Consider the following 23978-nt stretch of genomic DNA (forward strand, 5'->3'; position numbering starts at 1 on the left):
AAGCAAAGGATAGGCTTTGCTTATGGGTAAAGCAAAGGAATTTATTTGCTATGTGTGAAAGCAAAGGAAATCCTTTGCTATTTACATGAAGCCCAGTTCCAGCCGTGCCTCGTCAGACATCATATCCATGCCCCATTGCGGCTCGAACGTCATTTCGACATCGACCTGTTTCACGCCAGGCAGCGGTTCGATCGCATCGGCGACCCAGCCGGGCATTTCACCCGCGACCGGGCAGCCGGGGGCGGTCAGGGTCATGATCACGCTGACGGCGTTATCTTCCTTGATCTCAATCGTGTAGATCAGCCCAAGGTCAAAGATATTGACCGGGATCTCGGGGTCATAGACCGACCGGCAGGCCTGCACCACATCCTCATACAGCGGATGATCGGTGGTCGATGGCACGATCAGCGGTGTGCCTTCAAGCTGAGCATTGGCATTGGTCATGAGTTTTCCCTCGTATTCCTGACGGAACATATAGGGTTTGCCGGACGGGGCGTAAAGGGGCGGGGTGCGGTCGGGAAGAAGCGGGTTTTCAAAGCAGCAGCCATAGGCCATAGGACTTGCCAGCAAAAGGATCACGCGATGACAGACCGCTTTTCATTTCAGTTGCAGGCTAAAGATGGCAAGGCGCGCACAGGTGCGATCCATACGCCGCGCGGTGTGATCCGCACGCCGGCCTTCATGCCGGTCGGCACCGCGGCGACGGTCAAGGCGATGCTGCCGGAAAGCGTGGCCGCCACCGGGGCTGATATCCTGCTCGGCAATACCTATCACCTGATGCTGCGCCCCACGGCGGAACGGATAGCAGCCCTTGGCGGGCTGCATGCATTCATGAACTGGGACAAACCGATCCTGACCGATAGCGGCGGGTTTCAGGTCATGTCCTTGGCAGGATTGCGTAAATTGACAGAAGAAGGTGTCACCTTCAAAAGCCATATCGACGGGTCGAGCCATCATCTGACGCCGGAACGGTCGATGGAAATTCAGGCGCTGCTGGGGTCTGACATCGTCATGTGTTTCGATGAATGCCCGGCCTTGCCCGCGGATCGTGACCGGATCAAATCCAGCATGGATCTGTCGATGCGATGGGCGCAAAGGTCCCGCGACGCCTTTGGCGATCGTCCGGGCCATGCATTGTTCGGCATCCAGCAAGGTGGTCTGGAACAGGATCTGCGCGAGGAATCGGCCCAAGCGCTGCGCGCGATCGAGTTCGACGGCTATGCCGTGGGCGGTCTGGCCGTGGGCGAGGGGCAGGAGGCGATGTTCAATGTCCTCGATTTCGCCCCTGACCAATTGCCAACCGACAAACCCCGCTATCTGATGGGCGTGGGCAAGCCGGACGATATCGTCGGTGCCGTCAAACGTGGCATTGATATGATGGATTGCGTGCTGCCGTCCCGCTCTGGCCGGACCGGGCAGGTGTTTACCCGCCATGGTGTTGTGAATATCAAGAATGCGCGCCACGCCGATGACCCGCGCCCGCTGGATGAGGCCTGCACTTGCCCCGCCTGTGCCAATTATTCCCGCGCTTACCTGCATCACGTGTTCCGGTCGCAGGAAATGATCTCGGGCATGCTGCTGACCTGGCACAATCTGCATTATTTTCAGGAAATCATGGCCGGTATGCGCGATGCCATCACAACAGGCACCTTTGCCGCATGGGAGGCTGATTTTCACGCCACCCGCGCGCAGGGTGATATCGATCCGCTCTAAAGTAACGGCTGGTTGACAGGCTCCAATGTCAGCCCCATTTATCATCTCTAAGAGGGGACGCACCACGCTGCCGATATCCCGGGGCAGGGGCGTTCTGCCAATAAAGGAAAAAATCCATGCAAGACCAATTGAGTGCATCTTACCCCGTCCTGCCGTTGCGCGACATCGTGGTTTTCCCCCACATGATCGTCCCCCTGTTCGTGGGCCGCGACAAATCCGTCCGCGCCCTGGAAGAGGTGATGCAGGACGACAAGCAGATCCTGCTGTCGAGCCAGATCGACCCGGGTCAGGACGATCCCGATCAGGAGGGCATCTATAAAAACGGCGTGCTGGCCAATGTTTTGCAATTGCTGAAACTGCCCGACGGCACCGTCAAAGTGCTGGTCGAAGGGCGCAAGCGCGTGCAGATCACCGGCTTTCTGCCGAATGAATCGTTCTTCGAAGCCACAGCCGAATATCTGACCGAAGAACCCGGCGACGCGACCGAGGTTGAGGCGCTGGTGCGCAATGTCGCGTCGGAATTCGAACGCTACGCCAAGGTCAAGAAAAACATCCCCGAAGAAGCCATGGCCGCCGTCAGCGACGCGACCGAGCCTGCCAAACTCGCCGATCTGGTGGCCGGGCATCTGGGCATTGAAGTGGCACAGAAACAGGCGCTGCTGGAAACCCTGTCCGTCGCTGAACGGCTGGAAAAGGTTTATGGTTTGATGCAGGGCGAAATGTCCGTGCTGCAGGTTGAACGCAAGATCAAGACCCGCGTCAAATCGCAGATGGAACGCACTCAGCGCGAATATTATCTGAACGAACAGATGAAGGCGATCCAGAAGGAATTGGGCGACGGCGAAGACGGCCAGAACGAGGTCGCCGAACTCGAAGCCAAGATTGCCGAAACCAAGCTGAGCAAAGAGGCCCGGGAAAAGGTCGATGCCGAGCTGAAAAAGTTGAAATCCATGTCCCCCATGAGCGCCGAGGCGACCGTGGTGCGCAATTACATGGATTGGATTCTGGGCCTGCCATGGAACGTGAAATCGCGCACCAAGAAAGACCTGCACAAGGCGCAGGCAATCCTCGATGCCGATCACTACGGTCTGGACAAGGTCAAGGAACGGATCGTCGAATATCTGGCGGTGCAGCAACGTTCGGCCAAGCTGAAAGGCCCGATCATGTGTCTGGTCGGCCCTCCCGGCGTGGGCAAAACCAGCCTTGGCAAATCCGTCGCGAAAGCGACGGGGCGCGAATTCATCCGCATTTCGCTGGGCGGCGTGCGCGATGAATCTGAAATCCGTGGCCACCGCCGGACCTATATCGGCTCCATGCCCGGCAAGATCATTCAGGCGCTGAAAAAGGCGAAAACCACCAACCCGCTGATCCTGCTCGATGAAATCGACAAGATGGGGCAGGATTTTCGTGGCGATCCCGCATCTGCGATGCTGGAGGTTTTGGACCCGGAACAGAACGCGACATTCGTCGACCATTATCTTGAGGTCGAATATGACCTGTCGAACGTGATGTTCCTGACCACGGCCAACAGCTATAACATGCCCGGCCCGCTGCTGGACCGGATGGAGATCATTTCACTGTCGGGCTATACCGAGGATGAAAAGGTCGAGATCGCCAAACAGCATCTGCTGCCCAAGGTCATGAAAAACCACGGGCTGCGCGCCAAGGAATTCAGCGTTGCGGATGACGCTTTGCTGGCCATGGTGCGGGTCTATACCCGTGAAGCAGGCGTGCGGAATCTGGAACGTGAACTGGCCAAGGTTGCACGCAAAGCCGTGACCCAGATCGTCAAGAAAGAGGCCGAGGTGATCACCGTCAACGCGGCGAACCTGTCCGATTTTCTTGGCGTGGAAAAACACCGTTTCGGTCTGGCCGAGGAAAAGGATCAGATCGGTGTGGTGACAGGTCTGGCGTGGACATCGGTCGGCGGCGAATTGCTGAACATCGAAGCCCTGCGCCTGCCGGGCAAGGGCCGGATGAAGACGACGGGTAAGCTCGGCGATGTGATGAAGGAATCCATCGACGCGGCCTCCAGCTATGTCCGCTCCATCGCGCCGGAAATCGGTGTGAAACCGCCGAAATTCGACACGATCGACATCCACGTCCACGTGCCGGACGGGGCGACGCCGAAAGACGGGCCATCGGCGGGTCTGGCCATGGTCACATCCATCGTGTCGGTGCTGACGCAGATTCCGGTGCGCAAAGATATCGCCATGACCGGCGAAGTGTCCTTGCGCGGCAATGCGATGCCAATTGGGGGCTTGAAGGAAAAACTGCTCGCCGCCTTGCGGGGGGGTATCAAAACCGTGCTGATCCCGCAGGAAAACGCGCGCGATCTGCCTGATATCCCGGACAACGTGAAAGCGGGGCTGACGATCATCCCCGTCAGCCACGTGTCAGAGGTGTTGGAACACGCCCTTGTGCGCAAACCCGAACCCATTGAATGGGACGAGGCGGCAGAAGAAGCCGCCGCCGCTGCGCTGAAAGCGGGCACAGTGCCGGAAGCGGCCCGCACACATTAACCACGACACAAGGCGCGCCTGATCAGGGCGCGCCTTTTTCGTTCAAGCTGCTGGCGTCTGCGCGCAAAGCCGCTAGAGTTGTAAAAAAACCAGTTGGATGTTGACAATGGCCCCCAAGAAAAACCCGAAAAAGACGGATGCGCCCGTCCTGGACCAAGCAGAAGTCGTGGCAGAGACTGCGCCCGAAAGCACCGAAGCCGCAGCCCCGCAATTCAAAAAACCCGATCTGATTGATCAGGTTGTCGCGCGCAGCAGCGTCAAGAAACGCGACGCCAAACCCGCGCTTGAGGCCGCTTTGGCCTTGATCGGCGAGGCTCTGGCGCGTGGTGATGAGCTGGTCCTGCCGCCGTTGGGCAAGATACGAATGATCAAATCCAAGGATCTGGGTGGCGGCGCGCAGGCGATGACACTGAAACTGCGCACCATGAAAGATGTGGTCAAAGACCCGTCCAAAGATGCGGTTGAAAGTGACGAAACCGCTCTTGCAACTGACGGCGAGGATGACTAAACCCCAGCCCAGCGGGTGATTAGCTCAGTGGTAGAGCGCTTCGTTCACATCGAAGATGTCAGGAGTTCAAATCTCTTATCACCCACCATTCCCTTTTGACTGACCGGACGTCATTTGCCATTTCCCGAACTTTACATCCTGCGCCATGGCGAAACCGAATGGAACGCCGAAAACCGGATGCAGGGCGCGCTGAATTCGCCGCTGACCGCCAAGGGCGAGGCAGATGCTGCAAGGCAAGGCGCGATCCTCGCGACACGCGATCTCACAGGTTTTCAGTTCTGGTGCAGCCCGCAGGGGCGCGCGATCCAGACCGCCGGGATCGCCTTGGCCCGGATTGCACAGGATATTCACACCGATGACCGGCTGCGCGAAATCAAGGTCGGCGATTGGTCGGGCCTGTTGCGCGACACGCTGCCCTTGCCTGATGGCCCCGATCCTTATGCGCTGCAATATGACATGGCCCCGAATGGCGAAGGTTTCGCAGCGCTCGAGGTCCGGGCCCGCGCGTTTCTGGCTGATCTGAAAGGCCCTGCTGTGCTGATCACCCATGGCATCACCAGCCGCGTGCTGCGCCGGATCGTGATCGGTGATGCGGCCACGGCAGAGGTCACCCCGCATGGCGGACAAGGCTGCGTCTACCACCTCAAGGACGGTCGCCAGACCTTGCTGGAATAGCAGGGCGCCTGATCATCGTCCGAGCATAAATATCCCGGGGGTCCGGGGGGCTGGCCCCCGGAGTCACAGCCTCTTGCATCACGCGCCACGATCCTCTAAAGCGACCAAATCGGGTGATTAGCTCAGTTGGTAGAGCGCTTCCTTTACACGGAAGATGTCGGGAGTTCGAGCCTCTCATCACCCACCATCTCCTTGTTGCAACGGTGGCCGCGTGATGCGGGTCTGACACGAGACCGGAGTCTGCCGCAGGTGGCGGGCGGGGCGACAAGGAAAAAGTTGCCAATTGGCAATTCCTGGATATTCAACATTATATCAATGGGTTATATGAAATAAGCTGCGGTCGGAAATAGCTTGTTCAGCCGCAGGAGCGACGGACCAAACAGGTCATCAATCCGGCGCATCCGCCATGCCGGTTTCCAGCTCGAATCTGTCTGCCATATCCTCCGATATCACACCGGAATGCAGCGCCAGCAGGATCAGCTTTGCATCCAAAGTATCGCCCTGATCCATCGCCGCGATCACCCGCGCCTCGGTTGCCGCTGCGGCCTCTTCACCATTGACCAAAGTGAATTGTGCCGAATCGAGCACGCAATAGGCCAGCAACGGCGCCGCCAAGGCCAGACCGGATTCCAGATCAGGGGCGGTGCCATATTTGCGCTGCAATTGCAGGATCGTCAGCTTGACGGGTTCGGGGATGAGCAATGGATGCAGGCCCGCCGCGCGCAACGCCTCATCCAGCGCGATCAACGCAGATGAGCGTCCGAACATATTGAAAAATCGTAACATGCCGTGATCCTAGCAGGTCAGGCGCGGCACTGCACCGCTATTCGGTCACGGCGGTGGCCAGGCGGCTTTCCAGCAATTCATCCTCGACCAGCACATAGATATCATCGGGCGGCGTGTTCAGCCCGTAAACCATCACACCCGCATCCACCCCCATCTCGATCAGATAGCGCATCACGGCGCCCTGACTGCGCTGGATATCCTCGACTGCGAAATAGGCCGGGATATAGCCCGGCGTTTCATAATAATGCTGATGCAAACCCACGGCACCTGTCAGCGATACCTCACGTGCGACACCACCGGCCAGCAGATAGGGACAGGCGGAAAGGCAGGCCATGCCGGGCAGGACATGCGTGTTCAATTCCTGCTCGCGGATCAACCGGCCAATGAGCAACGCCTCATCCACTGACCCGCCGGGGCTGTTGATGCTCACGGTGTCGGGTATTTCATCAAGCGTTGTCAGATAGGTCGCAAGCCTTTCCGCATCGCCCTGATCAATCGCGCCATGCATCATCAGGATCTGGCCGACATCGGGGGCATCCTCTATCGTGAAGGTCAGTTGCGGCGGCAGATTGTCGGGCATGTTGAAAGCAGGGCGGCGGCCCGGATCGGAAAATTCCGGTGTCGGGCGCGACGGATCGTAGCGCCGCACCTGATCGCCGGGGGCGACAGGGCCGGTCGGCGCAGGTGCAGACAGGGTCAGATCAAGCTGCCAGCGCGATGACAGATCATTCGCCATCATCACCCCGGCAATCCCGATCTGGAGCACAAAGATCAGCTTCAGCGCCCGGCCGATATTCATCCGGCTGGGTTTGGCAGGGACAGGCTGGCTCATGCCGGTCCTTTGTCCTGCGGCGGGACTGGCGGATCATCCTCACGGACCCGGCGCAGCATTTCGGCATCGGCATCGCCCATTGTCGCCTCGACATCCTTCATCGCGGAAATCGCGGCTTTCAGATCGGCGAGGGTCAGGGTTTCCTCGATGCTCAGCCCGTCACGGCCGTTGCGGATCGCCGCTTGCGTAATGGCAAGGATGAAGACAAGCACGCCGGGCAAGAGGTCAATCGCAATCGCCCCGGCCCAGCTTGGCGCGAAGTTCCCAGCATAGCGGATCACCGCATCGGCGCTGGAAATCGGATTATAGGCGGTTTCCTGCGGCGGTTCCAATGCCAGCACTTCGGCTGCGGCGCGACCCAGTGACTGGCTGCGTTGATCCAGCGCATCGAGCACCGACCCGATGGTGGATGTCTGCGCCTCCCGGATCGCCGTCGTACGCCCGTCAAGTTCCGGCAGCACGACCGATACCGGCAGATCCGCCGCCGCCCGCGCCACCAGCAAGGCCACGGAATATTGGTTGAGGTTGGAAATCACCCCCGCCAGGCGCACGCTTTCTTCCGAGAAGGTCACCGACCTTTGTTCCACCGGGCCGGGCGCTACCGTCAGGCTGCGCATGCGGCCCAGGGTTTCATTACCTTGTTCATAGGCTGCGTCGATCAAGGGCTGCTGTTCGCCGATCTGGGTTTCAAGGCTTTGCAATTCTTCGGTCTTTTGCCGCAACACGCGGTAGACGGCACCCTGCCCAGCAGTGCCTGACAGCTCGCCGGATCGTTCCTGTTCGGCCAGAGCCTCGAACGCTTCGCGCGCGCGGCGCACTTCCTGACGCAAGGATTGCGCGGACAGCGCGATATTATGTGCCTGTTCGAGCGAGCTTTGATAATCCCGCACCGTCGTGTCCAGATGCTGTTCGACCGCCGCCGACCCGGCCAAGGCGGCGGCATTCAACCAGCTGGACATGGCGATGATCGCCAGACTGCCGATGATCATCATCACCGTCAGCCCGATATAGCCTGCCGCGTTGCGCATCGCGGGCAAGAGCCGCAGCATGAAGCTCCAGAATACAAAAATCGCAACCGAGACCGCGACCGAATAGGCGACAGCGGCGAAAAAGCTCATCGCGCCGGTGTCTTCCAGCAGGGATGACACGCCCAGATAGGTATAGATGCCTGATGCAATCGCCAGAATGCCCAAAGCCGCCGGGGTGAATGTATCCAGCCAGGCGACATGCGCCTCAAGCTCTTTGGCGGTGCGCAGGCCCTTGGTTTCCGTTGCGGTCAGCCGCCGTTCCGGTTTGGTCATGGGGCAGATCCTTTTGCGATTGTCAGGGCAATAGTTAACATGCCGCTGACAATAGCCCAGCCCGATCTGATCAAATAGCCGACAGCGGCGCGCCGGATACTCCATTGTTCACATTGTGGTCATATGAGCCCATCAACAGGCCGGATTCCGGCCAAGTCTTGCGGCGATCTGCGGTCTGCTCTTGTCCCAAGCGCGCGCTTCACGATATGAACGCGACAAACAGGGTGCCGCTTGGGCACAAATTGGGGGTCCGGGTGAGCGATTCAGACAGCTTTATCAATGAAGTCACTGACGAAATGCGCCGTGAAAAGCTGTTTGGCTATTTGCGCCGCTACGGCTGGATCGCGGTTGTCATCGTGCTTGGGATCGTCGGCGGCACCGCCTGGAACGAATACCGCAGCGCGCAGGACCGTGCCGCAGCAGAAGCAGCAGGCGATGCGCTGTTGACGGCCTTGGCAGAAAACGACCCCGCCGCCCGCGCGACTGCCATCGCCGATGTATCGGTCAGCGGCAATTCCGCTGTCATTACCGCGATGCTGACCGCCGCCACGCAGGAAGAGGCCGAAGATTTTGAGGCTGCCGCCGCCACTTTGGGTGATCTGGCCAGCCAGTCCGACGTGCCCGCGATTTACCGCGATCTGGCGGCAATCAAGGCTGCAATGATGCCGGTCGGCGATCTGCCGACCCGGTTGGCGGCTTTCGAGGCGCTGGCCCAACCCGGCCAGCCGTTTCGCCTGTTGGCGCTGGAACAGATCGCCTATCTGACACTGGAAAGCGGTGACAGCGCAGGTGCCATCGCCGTGCTGCGCCAGATCGAAGAAGATGCCGCCGTCACACGCGGCTTGCGCGAACGCGCGCAAACGCTGATCATCGCTTTGGGCCAAGAGCCTGCCACCGCGACGCAAACGCAATAAACCGGATTGGACCGACCATGAAACTCAGATCATATATCGGCGCTGCCGTGGTCCTGTCGGTTCTGGCGGCCTGTGGCGAAGAACAGGTGGTCCTGCCCGGCGAAAGGTATGACCTGCGCCCGACGGCGGCAACGATGAATCAGGCCGTGCCGTTCAGCCTGCCACAAGCACAGGCAAATGCCGACTGGACCCATCGCAATGGCAGCCCTGCGCATCTGATCGCGCATCCGGCGCTTGGCGCGGCGCTGCAACCGGTCTTTTCTGTTGATATCGGAGAGGGCGACAGCCGCCGTGCGCGGATCACCGGTGAACCTGTCGTGGCCGGTGGCGTGATCTACACCGTTGATGCCCGCGCGACTGTGACCGCGACATCAAGCAGCGGTCAGCGCCTCTGGTCGCGCAACCTGATCCCGGAACGGTTCAACCCGAATGCGGCTTCTGGCGGGGCCGTGTCATTCGGCGGCGGGCGGCTCTATGTCACCAACGCATTTGGTGAAATCACAACGCTCAACCCCGCCAATGGTGAGGTGATCTGGAACAAGAACCTGAATGCCCCTGTCAATGCGGCGGCTACCTTTAGCGGTGATCAGGTCTATGTGGTCGGGCGTGACAGTACAGCCTGGGCGCTTGACGCGGCCACTGGCCTGACCCGGTGGCAGCAAAGTGGCACGCCATCTGAAACGACATTCGGCGGCAGTGCCTCGCCTGCGGTGAGCGGCGACAACGTGGTCATCCCGTTCCCATCGGGCGAAGTGTTTGCGACCTCGCCGCGCGCGGGTGTGCCGCGCTGGAACAATGTCGTCTCTGGCGACCGTGTGGGCCGGGCCGTCAGCCTGATCAGCGATATCGCGGGTGGCCCGGTGATCGATGGCAACCGCGTCTATGTCGCGAGCTTCGGTGGACGCAGCGTCGCGTTTGATGTCACGGATGGCAGCCGTCTGTGGACCGCAGATGAAGGCGCTGTCGGGTCGATCTGGCCTGCAGGCGGGTCGGTCTTTTTGGTCAATGACATCAGCGAACTGGTCCGGCTTGATGCCAGCACCGGCGCACCGGTCTGGCGCACGGAACTGCCTGATTTCCTGGGTGAAAATACCCGCCGTCAGCGGAGCGTCGTGGCGCATTTTGGGCCCATTCTTGCCGGTGGACGCCTGATTGTGGCGTCGTCCGATGGCTTGATCCGGCAGTTTGACCCGACCTCTGGCGCGCTGATTGGCACCGTAGAACTGCCTGATGGGGCGGCATCCGCGCCGGTCGTGGCAGGCCAGACGCTCTATGTGATCAGCAAAACCGGGCAATTGCACGCTTTCCGTTGACGCGCGAATGGTGTAGCGGACGGGTTTAGACCCGTCTGGAGCCGTATCATGACCTTTACCCTCGCCATCGTGGGCCGCCCGAATGTGGGCAAATCCACCTTGTTCAACCGTCTGGTTGGCAAAAAGCTGGCTTTGGTCGATGATCAGCCCGGCGTCACCCGCGATCTGCGCGAAGGCGAAGGGCGGATCGCTGATCTGCGCTTTACCGTGATCGATTCTGCCGGTCTGGAAGAGGCGACTGATGACAGCCTGCAAGGCCGGATGCGCCGCTTGACCGAACGCGCCGTGGAAATGGCCGATGTCTGCCTGTTCATGATCGATGCGCGGGCAGGGGTCTTGCCCGCAGATCAGGTCTTTGCCGATATCCTGCGCAAGAAAAACGCCAATGTGATCCTTGCTGCAAACAAGGGCGAAGGCCGCGCTGCTGATGCCACCATACTTGAGGCTTATGCCCTTGGTCTGGGCGAGCCGATCCGCATTTCCGCCGAACATGGCGAAGGTATGGGCGAATTGATGGATGTGCTGCGTCCGATCGCCAATGCATTCGAGGAACGTGCCGCCCTTGACGCGCCCGAAGTCGATGTCGATGTGGGCGAAGATGACGAAGACGCCCCGCGCGTCCCGACCATCGCGAAACCCTTGCAGATTGCTGTGGTGGGCCGCCCCAATGCCGGCAAATCCACGCTGATCAACAAGATCATCGGCGAAGAACGCCTGCTGACCGGGCCAGAAGCCGGGATCACCCGCGACGCGATCTCCGTCAAGCAGGTCTGGGACGGCGTCCCGATGCGGATTTTTGACACGGCGGGGATGCGCAAAAAAGCGCGGATTCAGGAAAAGCTAGAAAAACTGTCGGTCTCTGACGGGTTGCGCGCGGTGAAATTCGCCGAAGTCGTGGTCGTGCTGCTCGACGTGGAAATCCCCTTTGAACAGCAGGATCTGCGGATCGCCGATCTGGCTGAACGCGAAGGCCGCGCCGTGGTCATCGCGGTGAACAAATGGGATACCGAAGACGACAAGCAGGATAAATTGCGCGAACTCCGCGAAAGTTTCGAACGCCTGTTGCCGCAATTGCGCGGCGCGCCTTTGGTCACGGTCTCGGCCAAGACTGGTAAGGGTCTGGATAAATTGCAGCAGGCGATCATGCGCGCGCATGACGTCTGGAACCGGCGTGTGACGACCGCACAGCTGAACCGCTGGCTGATCGGTATGCTGGAACAGCACCCGCCGCCCGCGCCCGGCGGCAAGCGGATCAAGATGCGTTATGCCACGCAGGTCAAGACCCGTCCCCCCGCTTTCGTGGTGATGACGTCGCATCCTGATCTGATGCCGGAAAGCTATAAACGCTATCTGGTCAATGGGTTGCGGGCTGATTTTGACATGCCAGGGACACCGATCCGGCTTTATCTGCGCGATCAGGGCGACAAGAATCCTTATAAAGACAAGAAATCCTCGCAGCCCTCGCGCCTGTCAAAACACCTCAAGAAATAGGGCGGCCCGCGGTGGTGATCGTGAGCAAGGTCATCACCGCGATCCCGCCACCGGCCAGCAGGCTGACACCAAGCTGGCCCATGCCATTGGCCATGATAATCGCGAATAAGGCCCAGATTATGGTCAACCCATAGCCCGGCGCCCGGCTGCGGATCTGCACGAAAGCCGCCACGCCAAGTGCTGCGATAATCCCCAGATAGGCCCAGCCAAGCGCGCCCATCAGCACGCCGTAACCCGCCGCCGTGCTGCCGAGCGACACGAAAGATGCCGCCGTCAGCCAGCCGGCATAGACCGACACTGGCGCGCGCAGCCAATACCGATCCGCCCGTGGCGCTGCCAGCACCGCTGCAATTGCCGCCGCTGCCATCGCGAAGATCAGCACGGTCGCCCAGATCGCATTCATATTCGCCACCGCCAGCCATGGCGTGCCAAGGGCGAGGCTGATGATCAGCGGATCACGCACCTTGTTCCATGATTTGTTGCGCGGACGTTTCCAGATCCCGTAAATTGCCGAAACCAGCAGCCAGCCATAGATCAGCCCCCAGATCGCGAAAGCATAGCCCGCAGGTTGAATCGGCGGGTCGATCTGGGGAACAGGCAGTTGATCCGCCCGAAAGCCCGAAAACGGGCTGGTGAAATAGGGTGAGACCACGAAGGTCACGGTGAACAAAAGGGTCAAGACCGCGCGTATATTTTTCATATTTCTACCATACCATGCCCGTCAAAGTTGAAAAGGCCCCAAAGACAGGTCGCAGCACATAGACTTGTCGTGCGGGCAATTTCGCGCAAGATGTCATTAACCTGAACGGGAGCAAGCCATGAAACGCATCGCGATCTTTTGTGACGGCACGTGGAACCGCGATGATGCGCCTTATCCGACCAATGTGCTGCGGTTGGCGCAGGCGGTCAGGCTGACGGCCAGTGACGGGCATAAACAACAGGTCTTTTATATCGCCGGTGTCGGGACGGGCCGTGGCTCGAACTGGCTGGCGCGGGTGATCGACCGTTTCGCTGGCGGGATTCTGGGCTGGGGCTTGATCGAAAATATCGCAGATGCCTATCGGTCGCTGATCTTTTGTTATGAGCCGGGGGATGAGATTTACATCTTCGGCTTTTCGCGCGGGGCTTATACCGCGCGGTCCTTGGCCGGATTGCTGCGGTCTTGCGGCATTCCGCCCCGTGAAAATGTCGCGCAGATCGGCGCGGCGATCACGCGCTACCGCTCACGCGATCCCAACACCCGTCCCGATGATCCTGACAGTTTCCTGTTCCGCTCTGATTTCGCGCCTTTCACCGCGACGAGCGAGGCCGAATGGCAATGGCGGCTGAAAACAAGGCCGCAGATGTGCGTCAAGCTCGCGGTGAATTATCTGGGTGTCTGGGATACCGTCGGGGCTTTGGGGGTGCCGGGCTATTGGTCGGCTGCACCTGTCCTGAACCGCAAACATCAATTCCATGACGCCGATCTGTCGCGCATGGTCAGCGCCGCGCGCCATGCCGTCGCTATTGACGAAAGGCGCCGGGCCTTTGCGCCGGCGCTGTGGTCGGACAAGCTGGACGATATGAATATCAAGGCATTGGGCGCTGATCCTGATCTGCCGCTTGATCCCGCTGGCCGTGACGCCTGGCCTTACCGGCAGGAATGGTTTCCCGGCGATCATGGCTCGGTTGGTGGCGGCGGTGACACTCTGGGATTGTCGAGCTTTACCTGCGACTGGATCGCGCAAGGGGCGATCCGGGCCGGGCTTGATCTGGATGACCGGCATCTGGCTGCGATCCGCGCCAGCCAGAATATCCGCGCATCGCTGGTCAACCAGACAAAAGCCGGCTTGCTGACAAGGATCCTGCGTAAGACTGCCGCAGACCGTGACGGGCCGGATCGGCTTGCCGATCTGAGCGATGTGGCGATCGCGCGATTGGCAAAGGATCCGACCTATCAGCCGCCGACGCTCAGTAAGGTGATCGATCAGGCGAGGTGACCCTGCGCATCGATCCTTGCCTTGCCGCCCAGATAAGGATGCAGCGCGGCGGGCAGATCGACAGACCCATCCTCCTGCTGACCATTCTCGACCACCGCGATCAATGTCCGGCCCACGGCCAGCCCTGATCCGTTGAGCGTATGGACAAATTCTGGCTTACCGCCGCCAGCGGGCCGGAACCGCGCATTCATCCGCCTTGCCTGATAATCGCCACAGACAGAGATCGAGCTGATCTCGCGGTAGGTGTTCTGCCCCGGCAGCCAGACCTCGATATCATGGGTCTTGGTGGCACCCGCGCCCATGTCACCGGCGCAAAGCACAACCGTGCGATAGGGCAGTTCCAGCTTTTCCAGCACGGTTTCGGCGCAACGTGTCATGCGGTCATGTTCGGCAGCGCTGGCATCAGGCGTCGTGATGCTGACCATCTCGACCTTCTCGAACTGATGCTGGCGCAGCATGCCCGATGTATCACGCCCCGCCGATCCGGCCTCCGAGCGGAAACAGAGCGTATGCGCGACATGGCGACGGGGCAGGGTGGTTTCATCCACCGTGTCACCATTGACGATATTGGTTAGCGTGACCTCTGCCGTGGGGATCAGCCACCAGCCATTGGTGGTCTGATACGAATCCTCGCCGAACTTCGGTAATTGCCCGGTGCCATACATCATCTCTTCGCGCACCATCACCGGGGTCAGCGTCTCTGTCAGCCCGTGTTCATCGACATGCAGGTCCAGCATGAATTGCGCCAGCGCCCGGTGCAGCCGCGCGACAGCGCCCGACAACAGCACGAAACGGCTGCCCGACAGCTTTGCCGCCGTCTCGAAATCCATTCCCGGCCTGATGCCCGCAATCTCGTAATGCTCCACCGGGGTGAAGGCGAAATTGCGCGGATTGCCGTAGCGGCGGATTTCGACGTTATCCGCCTCATCCTTGCCATCGGGGATGCTCGGGTCCGGCAGGTTTGGCAGGGTCGCCAGCAGGTCTGTCAAAGCCGCATCCTGCGCCTTGGCCTCGTCATTCATCGCCGCGATCTGCGCCTTGCTTTCGGCCACAATGCCACGCAACCGCGCAAATTCCGCCTCATCGCCACGCGCCTTGGCGGCGCCGACCTCTTTGGAGGCTTTGTTCGCCTCGGCCTGCGCCGTCTCTGCCGCAAGGATCAGCTTGCGTCGCGCCTCATCCAGCGCAAGAACCTGTGCCGCCACCGGGGCCAGCCCGCGACGGGACAAAGCCGCATCAAACGCATCCGGATTGTCGCGGATCAAACGGATATCATGCATGGGTCAGGTCCTTGGCTATTTGCTTGGCGGCACATATGCCGCATCTTGCGCGCAGAGGAAAGTGGGAGCGCCGTCGCCGACACGCGGGAAGGCGATCAGAGGCCAGCGATGGGCAATTTATGCCAGCAACGGTGGTCGGACATGATTGCTTGCCACAGCACTTGCCAATCGCCGCCCCGGGGGGCGGGTCGGCGATGGCGCGGCGGCCTGCGGCCTTGATTCCGCGCCGGGGGACATAATCGTAGGTCTCTCAATTTTCCCAATATGGCCACTTCTGAAGATCAAGGTCTCGGTAAAGCCGTGCCAGATACGACATGGTTGCCATGTCCTCATGGTTATGTGGAGACCAATACTGAAAACCGGTTGCTACTAGGCTTTCAACCAGTTGTTTTTGGGCTGGGGTCAGCGTTTCCTCATCCAGATAAAACAAGTTTGCCGCTCTACTCCTGTCTCGCTTGTTTGGCATCACCGATAAACTCTCAAGTGAATGTTTAGTGTCCGCAGTTCCAAACGTGGTTGCTAGTTCTTCCGGCTCGCCAAGGTAGTCGATTGCGCTTATATCAGCATTGATGAATGTCATTCCCTTGAAATTCGCCAAATTGATTGAATAACACATACCCCCTGAAATTGGCTCTGGGCGGTTAAGAATGCAATGATCTAGCTTCGCACCAGTCATGTCAGCCTTGGAAAAGTCACTAAAGTTCAGAAGGCAGCCGCGCAAAAGTGCACCGTTCAGGTCTGTACTCCTAAATCGCGCGGCCTCTATGCGAGATTGTGAAAAATCGGCGGCAAAGAAGTTCCCAGATGTAAAGTCAGCACCATCAAGGTCACACCTTCTTAAGTCTAAACGCCACTTTCCTGGGTTCGTCTCGCGCGCGATCTCATGCACCTGACCAATCGCAGTGATCGCTGCTTGTTTGTCGATCCTAGGAATTGCTCTGGTGAACGGCACTGTCGAAGGATCAAGGTCTTTCACTGGAAAAGTGCCACGCAAATATGCAGATAAAATCCTGACGACCCTTAGTGCCTCTCGCGGCTGCTCTTTCGATAAGTCCGTGAGCCGATCAATAGCGGCAGCCCGGGTGACAAGATCATCTTCCCAATAGGTAAGGACTCGTTTCGACTTTCCACTACCAGTAGCCCGCGTCACCTGCCGCCGCGATGCCAGATCAGTCGCCGCAGCATTGATCTTGTCGTTGAACAGCGCCTCTACTGCCGTGTTGGCCTGCTGGGCTGCTACATAAGACCGCCAGACCAGAAATGGGCCACCCAACAGCGCGACGAGGACAAGGCCGATGTTGCGGATGCCTTCGCCATTGGGATCGTCACTGACAAGGGCCACGAAGAACAGGATGAGCGTCCAGCACGCAGCAATAACCAGCAAGGATGAGAACAGAACACCCAGAAAACCAAGGAACCCACCTAAAGGGCGTGCGTTCAGCCAATCGAAAGTCTGCCGCAATGCCAACCAGTCCAATAACGTAGGCTGCCTTTGATCGTTCCGGGGCATCATTGTTCCTCGCTACACCACGCCCCCACACCCTGCCGTGAAAATAGCGCCAATAGAAGCCTCCCCGATTGCATCACACCCGCCCTTGCCCCATATGGCAGGCATCACTGGCCCTTGTTGCAAATCAGCTTTGCAGCTTTTAGGGTCTCGCGACTGACGGGCGGGACAGCCCGGACCAACACAAGGGATTTGAGATGAGACCTGCCGACCTGATTATGTTAGTCCTGATCTTCGGGATCATGTATTTCCTGCTGATCCGGCCTCAGCAAAAACGGCTCAAGGAACATAAGGCCTTGCTCGCCGGTCTGCGGCGCGGCGATCAGGTTGTCACCCAGGGCGGGGTCATCGGCAAGATCACCAAGGTCAAGGATGAAGTCGAAGAGGTCGAGGTCGAAATCGCCACCGGCGTCAATGTCCGCGTCATCAAGGGCACCATCGTCTCTGTGCTGAACAAGACCGAACCGACCAAAACCTGACGACGACCCATAAGGCCGCATCATGCTGACCATTTCCTACCCCAAGCAGATCATGATCTGGCTGACCGTTGTGGTCGGCCTGATGCTGGCTTTGCCAAACGGATTTTACGGGCGCGTTGAAACCGCCAATGACGCGCGGGCCACGATTGCAAGCGGTCAGACCAATGCGGCTTTGGAAGAAGATGCCAGCGCCTGGCCATCGTTTCTGCCGTCCAATCTGGTCAACCTCGGCCTTGATCTGCGCGGCGGCGCGCATCTGCTGGTCGAGGTTGCGGTGGACGATGTGCATGAAGCCTTCCTCGAAGGGTTCTGGCCACAGGTGCGCGATGTGCTGGCGGCCGAACGCGACACGCTCGGCTTTGTGACCCGCGAAGAGGGCACGCCCAATGAATTGCGGGTACGTATTTCCGAAGCTGCAGGTGCCAACCGTGCCTTTGAACTGGTGCGCGGACTGGGCCGTCCGGTCACGTCTTTCACTGGTGCTGCCGCGTCCAATATCGATGTGCGGCTGGATGGCAATCTGCTGATCATCACACTGAGCGAGGCGGAAATCGCCGCGGTCAATGAACGCACCATGCTGCAAACGCTGGAAATCATCCGTCGCCGGATTGATGAGGTCGGCACGCGCGAACCCACCATCCAGCGCCAAGGTGCGGACCGTGTGCTGGTGCAGGTGCCGGGCGTGGGATCTGCGCAAGAGGTCAAGGATCTCTTGGGGACCACCGCGCAGCTGACCTTTAACCCGGTTGTCGCACGCACCACGGATGCCAACGAATCTCCCGGCACCGGCAATTTTCTGGTGCCATCGCTGGATGAACCGGGCGTGTTTTACATCCTTGAGCGCCGTCCGGTCGTGACGGGCGAACAATTGGAAAATGCCCAGCTTGATTTCGACCAGAACGGGCGCGCGGCTGTGGGCTTCCGGTTCAATACCTCTGCCGCGCGGACCTTTGGCGATTACACGCTCGATAATATCGGATCGCCCTTCGCCATCGTGCTGGATAACGAGGTGATCTCTGCCCCGACCATCCAAAGCCATATTCCGGGCGGATCGGGCATCATCACCGGCAATTTCACCACGGAAGAGGCGACCAATCTGGCCGTGCTGTTGCGCGCGGGTGCCTTGCCTGCGGAACTGACCTTCTTGGAAGAACGCACCATCGGCCCCGAACTGGGGCAGGATTCCATCGATGCCGGGAAACTGGCCGCAGCGGTCGGTGGCCTGCTGGTCATCCTGTTCATGGGGCTGACCTATGGTCTGTTCGGCTGGTTTGCCAATATCGCGTTGATGATCAACATGGGGCTGATTTTCGGGGTACTTTCGCTTGTTGGCGCGACGCTGACCTTGCCCGGCATCGCGGGGATCGTGCTGACCGTTGGCATGGCAGTGGATGCCAATGTGCTGGTGTTCGAGCGAATCCGGGAAGAGTTGAAAACCGCCAAAGGTCCGGCCCGCGCGATTGAGCTTGGCTATGAACGCGCGCTTTCGGCGATCATTGATGGCAATTTCACGACCTTCATGACAGCGGTGATCCTGTTCGCCTTGGGCTCTGGCCCGGTGCGCGGTTTTGCGATCACCTTGGGGCTGGGGATCATCACCTCTGTCTTCACCGCGATTTTCATCACCCGCTCGCTGATTTCCATCTGGTTCGCCTATCGCAGGCCCAAGACAATCGAGGTATGATTCCATGCGTTTGCGGCTGATCCCGGACGAGACCAATATCAACTTTTTCCGCTTCGCCCCGGTGACCTTCGGGGCCTCTGCGGTGATGGTTGTCCTGTCGGTCGTCGCATTTTTCACCTTTGGCCTGAATTTCGGCATCGATTTTCGCGGCGGCACCTCGATCCGTACCGAAGCCAGCGAAAGCGTGGATATCGCGGCTTATCGCGCGGCGCTGGACCCGTTGGGCCTTGGCGATGTGAGCATCACCGAAGTCTTCGATCCCAGCTTTGGCGATGACGAAAATGTCGCGATGATCCGGATTCAGGCGCAGGACGGGCAGGAAAGCATCCCGCCCGAAACCATTGCGGAGATTCAAGAGGCGTTGCGCGGCACCGCCCCAGACATCACCTTTCCATCGGTTGAAAGTGTCGGGCCGAAAGTATCCGGCGAATTGATCCGCACCGCCATTCTGGCGGTTCTGGGCGCGCTCGGCGCTATCGTGGTCTACATCTGGCTGCGCTTTGAATGGCAATTCGCTGTCGGCGCTGTGGCCGCGCTGATCCATGACGTGGCGCTGACGATCGGTATTTTCGCTGTGCTGCAAATCCGGTTTGATCTGCCGATCATCGCGGCTTTGCTGACGATTGTGGGCTATTCGATCAACGACACGGTCATCGTCTTTGACCGTGCCCGCGAGAACCTGCGCAAATATAAATCCAAACCGCTGATCGATGTGCTGAATATTTCCGCCAATGAAACGCTCAGCCGGACGATGATGACATCGCTGACCACGCTGATCGCGCTGATCGCGCTTCTGGTGCTGGGCGGTGACGTGATCCGTGGCTTTGTCTTTGCCATCGCCTGGGGGATCATTGTCGGGACCTATTCCTCGCTCTATGTTGCCAAGAACATCGTGCTGATGCTGGGCGTCAAGCGCGACTGGTCCAAGAAAGACCCCTCTGCCGGCACCAAATACGGTCATATCGACAGCTAAGGCTAATCATGCGCCTGAACGAGATCACCTATAGTAACGCCGTCCCGATTGATGGCTATGGGCCCGGCTTTTTCCGCATCGGCGGCAAGGTCATGCGCGGTCCGGTGCTGGTGTTCCCGACAGGTGTTGTCGCTTGGGACGGTTTCACCGACAGCGCCGCCATTCTGGAACGCGCGGCTGACGTCGATGTTGTATTAGTCGGCACCGGGGCGGAAATCGCGCATCTGCCGGTGGATTTCCGTGAGGTATTGGAAGAGGCCGGTATCGGCTTCGAAAGCATGGCATCCCCCGCCGCCTGCCGCACCTACAACGTGCTGCTGTCAGAGGGTCGCCGCGTTGCGGTCGCCCTGATCCCGGTCTGAATGCTGCACGTCACAAATCTGGGCTGTGCGCGCGGCGGTGCCGCGGTCCTGAGTGATGTGAGTTTTCAGCTTGGGGCAGGGCAGGCGCTGATCCTGCGCGGGCCGAACGGGATCGGCAAGACCACTTTGTTGCGCACATTGGCGGGACTGCAACCGGCGCTGTCGGGTGAGGTGACAATGCCCGAAGACAGCGCCGCCTATGCGAGCCACGCAGATGGGGTCAAGACCGCGCTGACAGTGACAGAAAATCTGCGCTTCTGGGCCGCGATTTATGGGCTGAAATTTGACCCCGCGATCCTGACCCGGTTCGATCTGGCTGATCTGCGTGACCGTCAGGGCGGCACGCTGTCAGCCGGGCAGAAACGCCGCCTAGGCCTTGCCCGCCTGGCGGTGATCGGGCGCAAGATCCTGTTTCTGGATGAACCCACCGTGTCACTCGACACTGGCTCTGTCGCGATGTTTGCGCGTTGGTTGCAGGATGATCATCTTGCGCAGGGCGGCATCGCCATTATCGCCACCCATATCGATCTTGGCATCGACGCCCCCGCGCTGGACCTGACGCCGTTCAAATCCGCCCCCGGCACCGGCGGCGGCACGGATGAGGCATTTCTATGATCGCCCTGCTGAAACGCGACCTCGCTTTGGCGCTGCGTGCTGGCGGCGGTTTTGGCTTCGGCCTCGCCTTCTTCCTGATCGTCGTCGTGCTGGTCCCGTTCGGTGTGGGGCCAGAGGCGGATATCCTCAGCCGCATCGCGCCCGGTATCCTCTGGGTTGGCGCGCTGCTGGCGGCACTCCTGTCGCTCGACCGCATCTTCGCGCTGGATTTCGAGGATGGGTCGCTGGCATTGCTCGCCACCTCGCCATTGCCGTTGGAGGCCGCGGGGTTGGTCAAAGCCAGCGCCCATTGGATCACCACCGGATTGCCGCTGACGCTGGCCGCGCCCTTCCTCGGCTTCCTGCTGTCGATGCAGAGCGAGGCTTACAGCTATCTGCTGGTCTCCCTGCTGATCGGCACACCGGCCTTGTCGATGATCGGCACCTTCGGTGCCGCGCTGACTGTGGGCCTGCGCCGGGGTGGGTTGCTGCTGTCGCTTTTGGTGCTGCCGCTTTACATCCCCACCCTGATCTTCGGGGCAGAGGCGGTGCGCTTGGGCGCAGCGGGGCTAAATGCCAGCGCGCCGCTGATCTTGCAGGGGGGCATCACGGCCGGATGCTTTGCCATCCTGCCATTCGCCACTGCGGCTGTGTTACGCATCAATCTGCGGTGATCGGGGATTGAGGCAGATGTGTCAGAAGGATAGGTAAGCGTCATGTCGATGTGGGAATATGCAAATCCAAGGCTGTTCATGCGCTGGACCCGTCCGGTCCTGCCGTGGAGCTTTGCTCTGGCGGGTCTCTGCCTTGTGGTGGGGCTGATCTGGGGGTTTTTCTTTACCCCTGATGATTTTCGCCAGGGATCGACCGTCAAGATCATCTATCTGCATGTCCCATCCGCGCTGATGGCAATCAACGCATGGATCATGATGCTGGTCGCCTCGCTGATCTGGGTCGTGCGGCGGCACCATGTCTCGGCCCTTGCGGCCCGGGCTGCGGCCCCGGTCGGCGTGGTGATGACGCTGATCGCGCTCTTTACCGGCGGCATCTGGGGGCAACCGATGTGGGGCACCTATTGGGCCTGGGACCCACGGCTGACGTCGTTCCTGATCCTGTTCCTGTTCTATCTGGGCTATATCGCCCTGTGGGAAGCGATCGAAGACCCGGACACCGCCGCCGATCTGACTGCGATCCTGTGTATCGTCGGATCGATCTTCGCGATCCTGTCGCGCTATGCGGTGTTTTTCTGGAATCAGGGCCTGCATCAGGGCGCATCCTTGTCGCTGGATGCGGAAAAGAACGTGGCTGATGTTTTCTATTTCCCGCTCTTGGTCTGTATCGCAGGCTTTGTTTTGTTATTCTTCGCCCTGGTGCTGATGCGGACGCGGACGGAAATCCGCGCCCGCCGGATCAAGGCCCTGCAAGCAAGGGTGGTTCATGCCTGATCTGGGAAATTACGTCGTCGAAGTCACCGCCGCCTATATCGTCAGCATCGCGCTGCTCGCGGTGATCGTAGGGTTAAGCTGGCGGCGCTATATCCGCGTGCGCGCCGCCTTGGAACAGATTGAAAAGAATGGCTAAAATATCGCCTCTTATGATCGTGCCTCCGGTCATTTTTGCAGCCTTCGCGGGCCTCGCGTTGGCAGGTATCCTGCGCGATAATGCGGATGAGCTGCCCTCGACCTTCGTTGGCCAACAAGCGCCGGTTGTCCCGGCAGAGGCGGTCGAAGGGACCATGCAACTCACCGATGCCGATCTGCGCAGCGGCGAGGTGACAATCGTCAATTTCTGGGCCAGCTGGTGCCCGCCTTGCCGTGCGGAACATCCGATCCTGCTGGATCTTGACGCCCAGGGCTACCGGGTCGCGGGCATCAACTTTCGCGACCAGCAGGCGCAGGCCAGCGAATATCTGACCAATTACGAAGACCCGTTCTTTGCCACCGGTTTTGATTTGCGCGGCAGATCGGCGATCGACTGGGGCGTGACAGCGCCACCCGAAACCTTCATCGTGGATGGTGACGGCACAGTCCTGTTCCGTTTCGTCGGCCCGCTGGTCGGGTCGGATTATGAACAAAGGTTCCTGCCCGCCCTCGCGCGCGCCACCGGGGCCGAATAGGAAGGACAGCGGATGAGCTGGAACCCCGCCCTCGACCCCGATTGCCCCACAGGGGATGCCGTTGACGCGATTGAAACCGTGATCGTGCCGCGCGCCCGCGATATCGGCGGGTTCGAGGTCCGCCGCGCCTTGCCCGCGCCGCGCCGTCAGATGGTCGGGCCTTTCATCTTTTTTGACCAGATGGGCCCGGCGGAATTTGTGACCGGGCAGGGGATCGATGTGCGCCCGCATCCGCATATCGGCCTTGCCACCGTGACCTATCTGCATAGCGGGACGATTCACCACCGCGACAGCCTTGGCACGGATCAATGGATCAACCCCGGTGCGGTGAACCTGATGCTGGCAGGCCATGGCATCACCCATTCCGAACGCACCGATGGTGCCGCCAGTCACCGGCTGTTCGGCATTCAAAGCTGGATCGCCCTGCCCAAAGGGGCCGAAGATGGGGCCGCCGCCTTCATCCACGCCCCTGCCGCCGACCTGCCGCTGCTGCAAGGCGAAGGCAAAGAGGTCCGGCTGATTCTTGGTGATGCTTACGGCGCGCGCGCCCCGGTCCAGACGCCGTCTGAGATGTTCTATCTCGATGCCGCCCTGCAACCGGGCGCATCCATCCCTTTGCCTGACAACCACGAGGATCGTGGAGCCTATGTGCTGGAAGGGTCCGTCACGATTGCGGGGCAAGTGTTCGCGGCCGGACGTATGATGATCTTCCGCCCCGGCGACCGCGTCAGCATGAAAGCAGGCGACCAAGGCGCGCGCGTCATGCTGCTGGGCGGGGCCACGATGGAAGGGCCGCGCTATATCTGGTGGAATTTCGTGGCCTCCTCCCGCGAACGGATCGAGGAAGCGAAAGAGGCCTGGCGCGCAGGCGACTGGGAAAACGGACGCTTTCAATTGCCGGTGGGTGACGATGCGGAATTTATTCCGCTGCCGTGACCACACCCGACCT

General features: G+C 60.0%; 25 protein-coding genes and 2 tRNA genes. 20 read left to right on the forward strand and 7 right to left on the reverse strand.

Annotation, left to right across the window (positions count from 1 at the left end; translation table 11 throughout):
- Nucleotides 1-81 precede the first annotated feature (81 nt).
- Nucleotides 82-444, reverse strand: coding sequence for an SUF system Fe-S cluster assembly protein (locus VOY09_RS06235; RefSeq protein ID WP_322893760.1), 363 nt, complete (start codon nt 442-444; stop codon nt 82-84).
- Nucleotides 445-582: 138 nt separating this feature from the next.
- On the opposite strand from VOY09_RS06235, the gene tgt reads away from it, so the two are divergent.
- The 6 genes from tgt to VOY09_RS06265 all read left to right on the forward strand — a co-directional run bounded on the left by tgt (nt 583) and on the right by VOY09_RS06265 (nt 5605).
- On the forward strand, nt 583-1713 hold the full coding sequence (gene tgt, locus VOY09_RS06240; RefSeq protein ID WP_322893538.1) for a tRNA guanosine(34) transglycosylase Tgt: 1131 nt from the start codon (nt 583-585) through the stop codon (nt 1711-1713).
- A 116-nt stretch (nt 1714-1829) separates the two neighbouring features.
- Complete coding sequence (gene lon, locus VOY09_RS06245) at nt 1830-4235, forward strand: endopeptidase La (protein WP_322893539.1); 2406 nt, start codon at nt 1830-1832, stop codon at nt 4233-4235.
- A gap of 106 nt (nt 4236-4341) precedes the next feature.
- Nucleotides 4342-4743 carry an HU family DNA-binding protein gene (locus VOY09_RS06250; protein ID WP_322893540.1) on the forward strand — a complete coding sequence of 134 codons (402 nt, stop codon included), beginning with the start codon at nt 4342-4344 and terminating at the stop codon, nt 4741-4743.
- Between the two features lie 13 nt (nt 4744-4756).
- A tRNA-Val gene (locus VOY09_RS06255) sits at nt 4757-4831 on the forward strand.
- 26 nt (nt 4832-4857) lie between these two features.
- Nucleotides 4858-5418 (forward strand): histidine phosphatase family protein, encoded by a 561-nt coding sequence (locus VOY09_RS06260; RefSeq protein WP_322893541.1) that lies wholly within the window; start codon nt 4858-4860, stop codon nt 5416-5418.
- 111 nt (nt 5419-5529) lie between these two features.
- Nucleotides 5530-5605: transfer RNA gene (locus VOY09_RS06265), tRNA-Val, on the forward strand.
- 200 nt (nt 5606-5805) lie between these two features.
- On the opposite strand, the gene VOY09_RS06270 is transcribed toward VOY09_RS06265, so the two are convergent.
- Genes VOY09_RS06270 through VOY09_RS06280 form a run of 3 tightly spaced genes read right to left on the reverse strand, consistent with a single transcriptional unit; the run spans nt 5806 to nt 8337 of the window.
- Nucleotides 5806-6204 carry a hypothetical protein gene (locus VOY09_RS06270; protein ID WP_322893542.1) on the reverse strand — a complete coding sequence of 133 codons (399 nt, stop codon included), beginning with the start codon at nt 6202-6204 and terminating at the stop codon, nt 5806-5808.
- A gap of 37 nt (nt 6205-6241) precedes the next feature.
- Nucleotides 6242-7036, reverse strand: coding sequence for an ATP-dependent Clp protease proteolytic subunit (locus VOY09_RS06275; protein WP_322893543.1), 795 nt, complete (start codon nt 7034-7036; stop codon nt 6242-6244).
- Nucleotides 7033-8337, reverse strand: a complete 1305-nt coding sequence (locus tag VOY09_RS06280; protein ID WP_322893544.1) for a hypothetical protein — start codon at nt 8335-8337, stop codon at nt 7033-7035. The genes VOY09_RS06275 and VOY09_RS06280 overlap by 4 nt, the downstream gene beginning before the upstream one ends.
- Before the next feature lie 254 nt (nt 8338-8591).
- Between VOY09_RS06280 and VOY09_RS06285 the strand changes: the two genes are divergently transcribed.
- The 3 genes from VOY09_RS06285 to der are packed head-to-tail and all read left to right on the forward strand — an operon-like array spanning nt 8592 to nt 12055.
- Entirely contained in the window at nt 8592-9251 is a 660-nt protein-coding gene (locus tag VOY09_RS06285) for a tetratricopeptide repeat protein (protein ID WP_322893545.1), read from the forward strand.
- 17 nt (nt 9252-9268) lie between these two features.
- Nucleotides 9269-10564, forward strand: a complete 1296-nt coding sequence (locus VOY09_RS06290; protein WP_322893546.1) for a PQQ-binding-like beta-propeller repeat protein — start codon at nt 9269-9271, stop codon at nt 10562-10564.
- Between the two features lie 48 nt (nt 10565-10612).
- Nucleotides 10613-12055 (forward strand): ribosome biogenesis GTPase Der, encoded by a 1443-nt coding sequence (gene der / locus VOY09_RS06295; RefSeq protein ID WP_322893547.1) that lies wholly within the window; start codon nt 10613-10615, stop codon nt 12053-12055.
- On the opposite strand, the gene VOY09_RS06300 is transcribed toward der, so the two are convergent.
- On the reverse strand, nt 12045-12755 hold the full coding sequence (locus VOY09_RS06300) for a hypothetical protein (RefSeq protein WP_322893548.1): 711 nt from the start codon (nt 12753-12755) through the stop codon (nt 12045-12047). The two genes, der and VOY09_RS06300, sit on opposite strands and share 11 nt — an antisense overlap.
- Nucleotides 12756-12873: 118 nt before the next feature.
- Between VOY09_RS06300 and VOY09_RS06305 the strand changes: the two genes are divergently transcribed.
- The gene (locus VOY09_RS06305; RefSeq protein WP_322893549.1) at nt 12874-14034 is read left to right on the forward strand and encodes a DUF2235 domain-containing protein; all 1161 of its coding nucleotides are present in this window, start codon (nt 12874-12876) and stop codon (nt 14032-14034) included.
- Here the strand turns inward: VOY09_RS06305 and serS are convergent.
- Together serS and VOY09_RS06315 are read right to left on the reverse strand one after the other, a co-directional pair.
- Entirely contained in the window at nt 14022-15314 is a 1293-nt protein-coding gene (serS, locus tag VOY09_RS06310) for a serine--tRNA ligase (RefSeq protein WP_322893550.1), read from the reverse strand. The two genes, VOY09_RS06305 and serS, sit on opposite strands and share 13 nt — an antisense overlap.
- Nucleotides 15315-15564: 250 nt before the next feature.
- Nucleotides 15565-16824 (reverse strand): pentapeptide repeat-containing protein, encoded by a 1260-nt coding sequence (locus tag VOY09_RS06315; protein ID WP_322893551.1) that lies wholly within the window; start codon nt 16822-16824, stop codon nt 15565-15567.
- 194 nt (nt 16825-17018) lie between these two features.
- Here VOY09_RS06315 and yajC point away from each other — a divergent pair, with 194 nt between their 5' ends.
- Genes yajC through VOY09_RS06365 form a run of 10 tightly spaced genes read left to right on the forward strand, consistent with a single transcriptional unit; the run spans nt 17019 to nt 23965 of the window.
- Nucleotides 17019-17300 (forward strand): preprotein translocase subunit YajC, encoded by a 282-nt coding sequence (gene yajC / locus VOY09_RS06320; RefSeq protein WP_322893552.1) that lies wholly within the window; start codon nt 17019-17021, stop codon nt 17298-17300.
- A gap of 22 nt (nt 17301-17322) precedes the next feature.
- Nucleotides 17323-18984 carry a protein translocase subunit SecD gene (secD, locus tag VOY09_RS06325; RefSeq protein ID WP_322893553.1) on the forward strand — a complete coding sequence of 554 codons (1662 nt, stop codon included), beginning with the start codon at nt 17323-17325 and terminating at the stop codon, nt 18982-18984.
- A gap of 4 nt (nt 18985-18988) precedes the next feature.
- Nucleotides 18989-19957 carry a protein translocase subunit SecF gene (gene secF / locus VOY09_RS06330; RefSeq protein ID WP_322893554.1) on the forward strand — a complete coding sequence of 323 codons (969 nt, stop codon included), beginning with the start codon at nt 18989-18991 and terminating at the stop codon, nt 19955-19957.
- Between the two features lie 8 nt (nt 19958-19965).
- Nucleotides 19966-20319, forward strand: a complete 354-nt coding sequence (locus VOY09_RS06335; protein ID WP_322893555.1) for an Mth938-like domain-containing protein — start codon at nt 19966-19968, stop codon at nt 20317-20319.
- Complete coding sequence (gene ccmA / locus VOY09_RS06340) at nt 20320-20934, forward strand: heme ABC exporter ATP-binding protein CcmA (RefSeq protein ID WP_322893556.1); 615 nt, start codon at nt 20320-20322, stop codon at nt 20932-20934.
- Nucleotides 20931-21587 carry a heme exporter protein CcmB gene (gene ccmB / locus VOY09_RS06345; protein ID WP_322893557.1) on the forward strand — a complete coding sequence of 219 codons (657 nt, stop codon included), beginning with the start codon at nt 20931-20933 and terminating at the stop codon, nt 21585-21587. Before ccmA ends, ccmB begins: the two co-directional genes overlap by 4 nt.
- A gap of 42 nt (nt 21588-21629) precedes the next feature.
- Nucleotides 21630-22358: a heme ABC transporter permease gene (locus tag VOY09_RS06350; protein WP_322893558.1), complete on the forward strand. Its 729-nt coding sequence runs from the start codon at nt 21630-21632 to the stop codon at nt 22356-22358.
- Entirely contained in the window at nt 22351-22494 is a 144-nt protein-coding gene (ccmD, locus tag VOY09_RS06355; protein ID WP_322893559.1) for a heme exporter protein CcmD, read from the forward strand. The genes VOY09_RS06350 and ccmD overlap by 8 nt, the downstream gene beginning before the upstream one ends.
- Nucleotides 22487-23029: a DsbE family thiol:disulfide interchange protein gene (locus tag VOY09_RS06360; protein WP_322893560.1), complete on the forward strand. Its 543-nt coding sequence runs from the start codon at nt 22487-22489 to the stop codon at nt 23027-23029. The genes ccmD and VOY09_RS06360 overlap by 8 nt, the downstream gene beginning before the upstream one ends.
- Before the next feature lie 12 nt (nt 23030-23041).
- Nucleotides 23042-23965: a pirin family protein gene (locus VOY09_RS06365; RefSeq protein WP_322893561.1), complete on the forward strand. Its 924-nt coding sequence runs from the start codon at nt 23042-23044 to the stop codon at nt 23963-23965.
- Nucleotides 23966-23978 lie beyond the last annotated feature (13 nt).

Source organism: Yoonia sp. 67-2 (assembly GCF_035117555.1).
In the GTDB taxonomy this organism is placed as follows: Bacteria; Pseudomonadota; Alphaproteobacteria; order Rhodobacterales; family Rhodobacteraceae; genus Yoonia.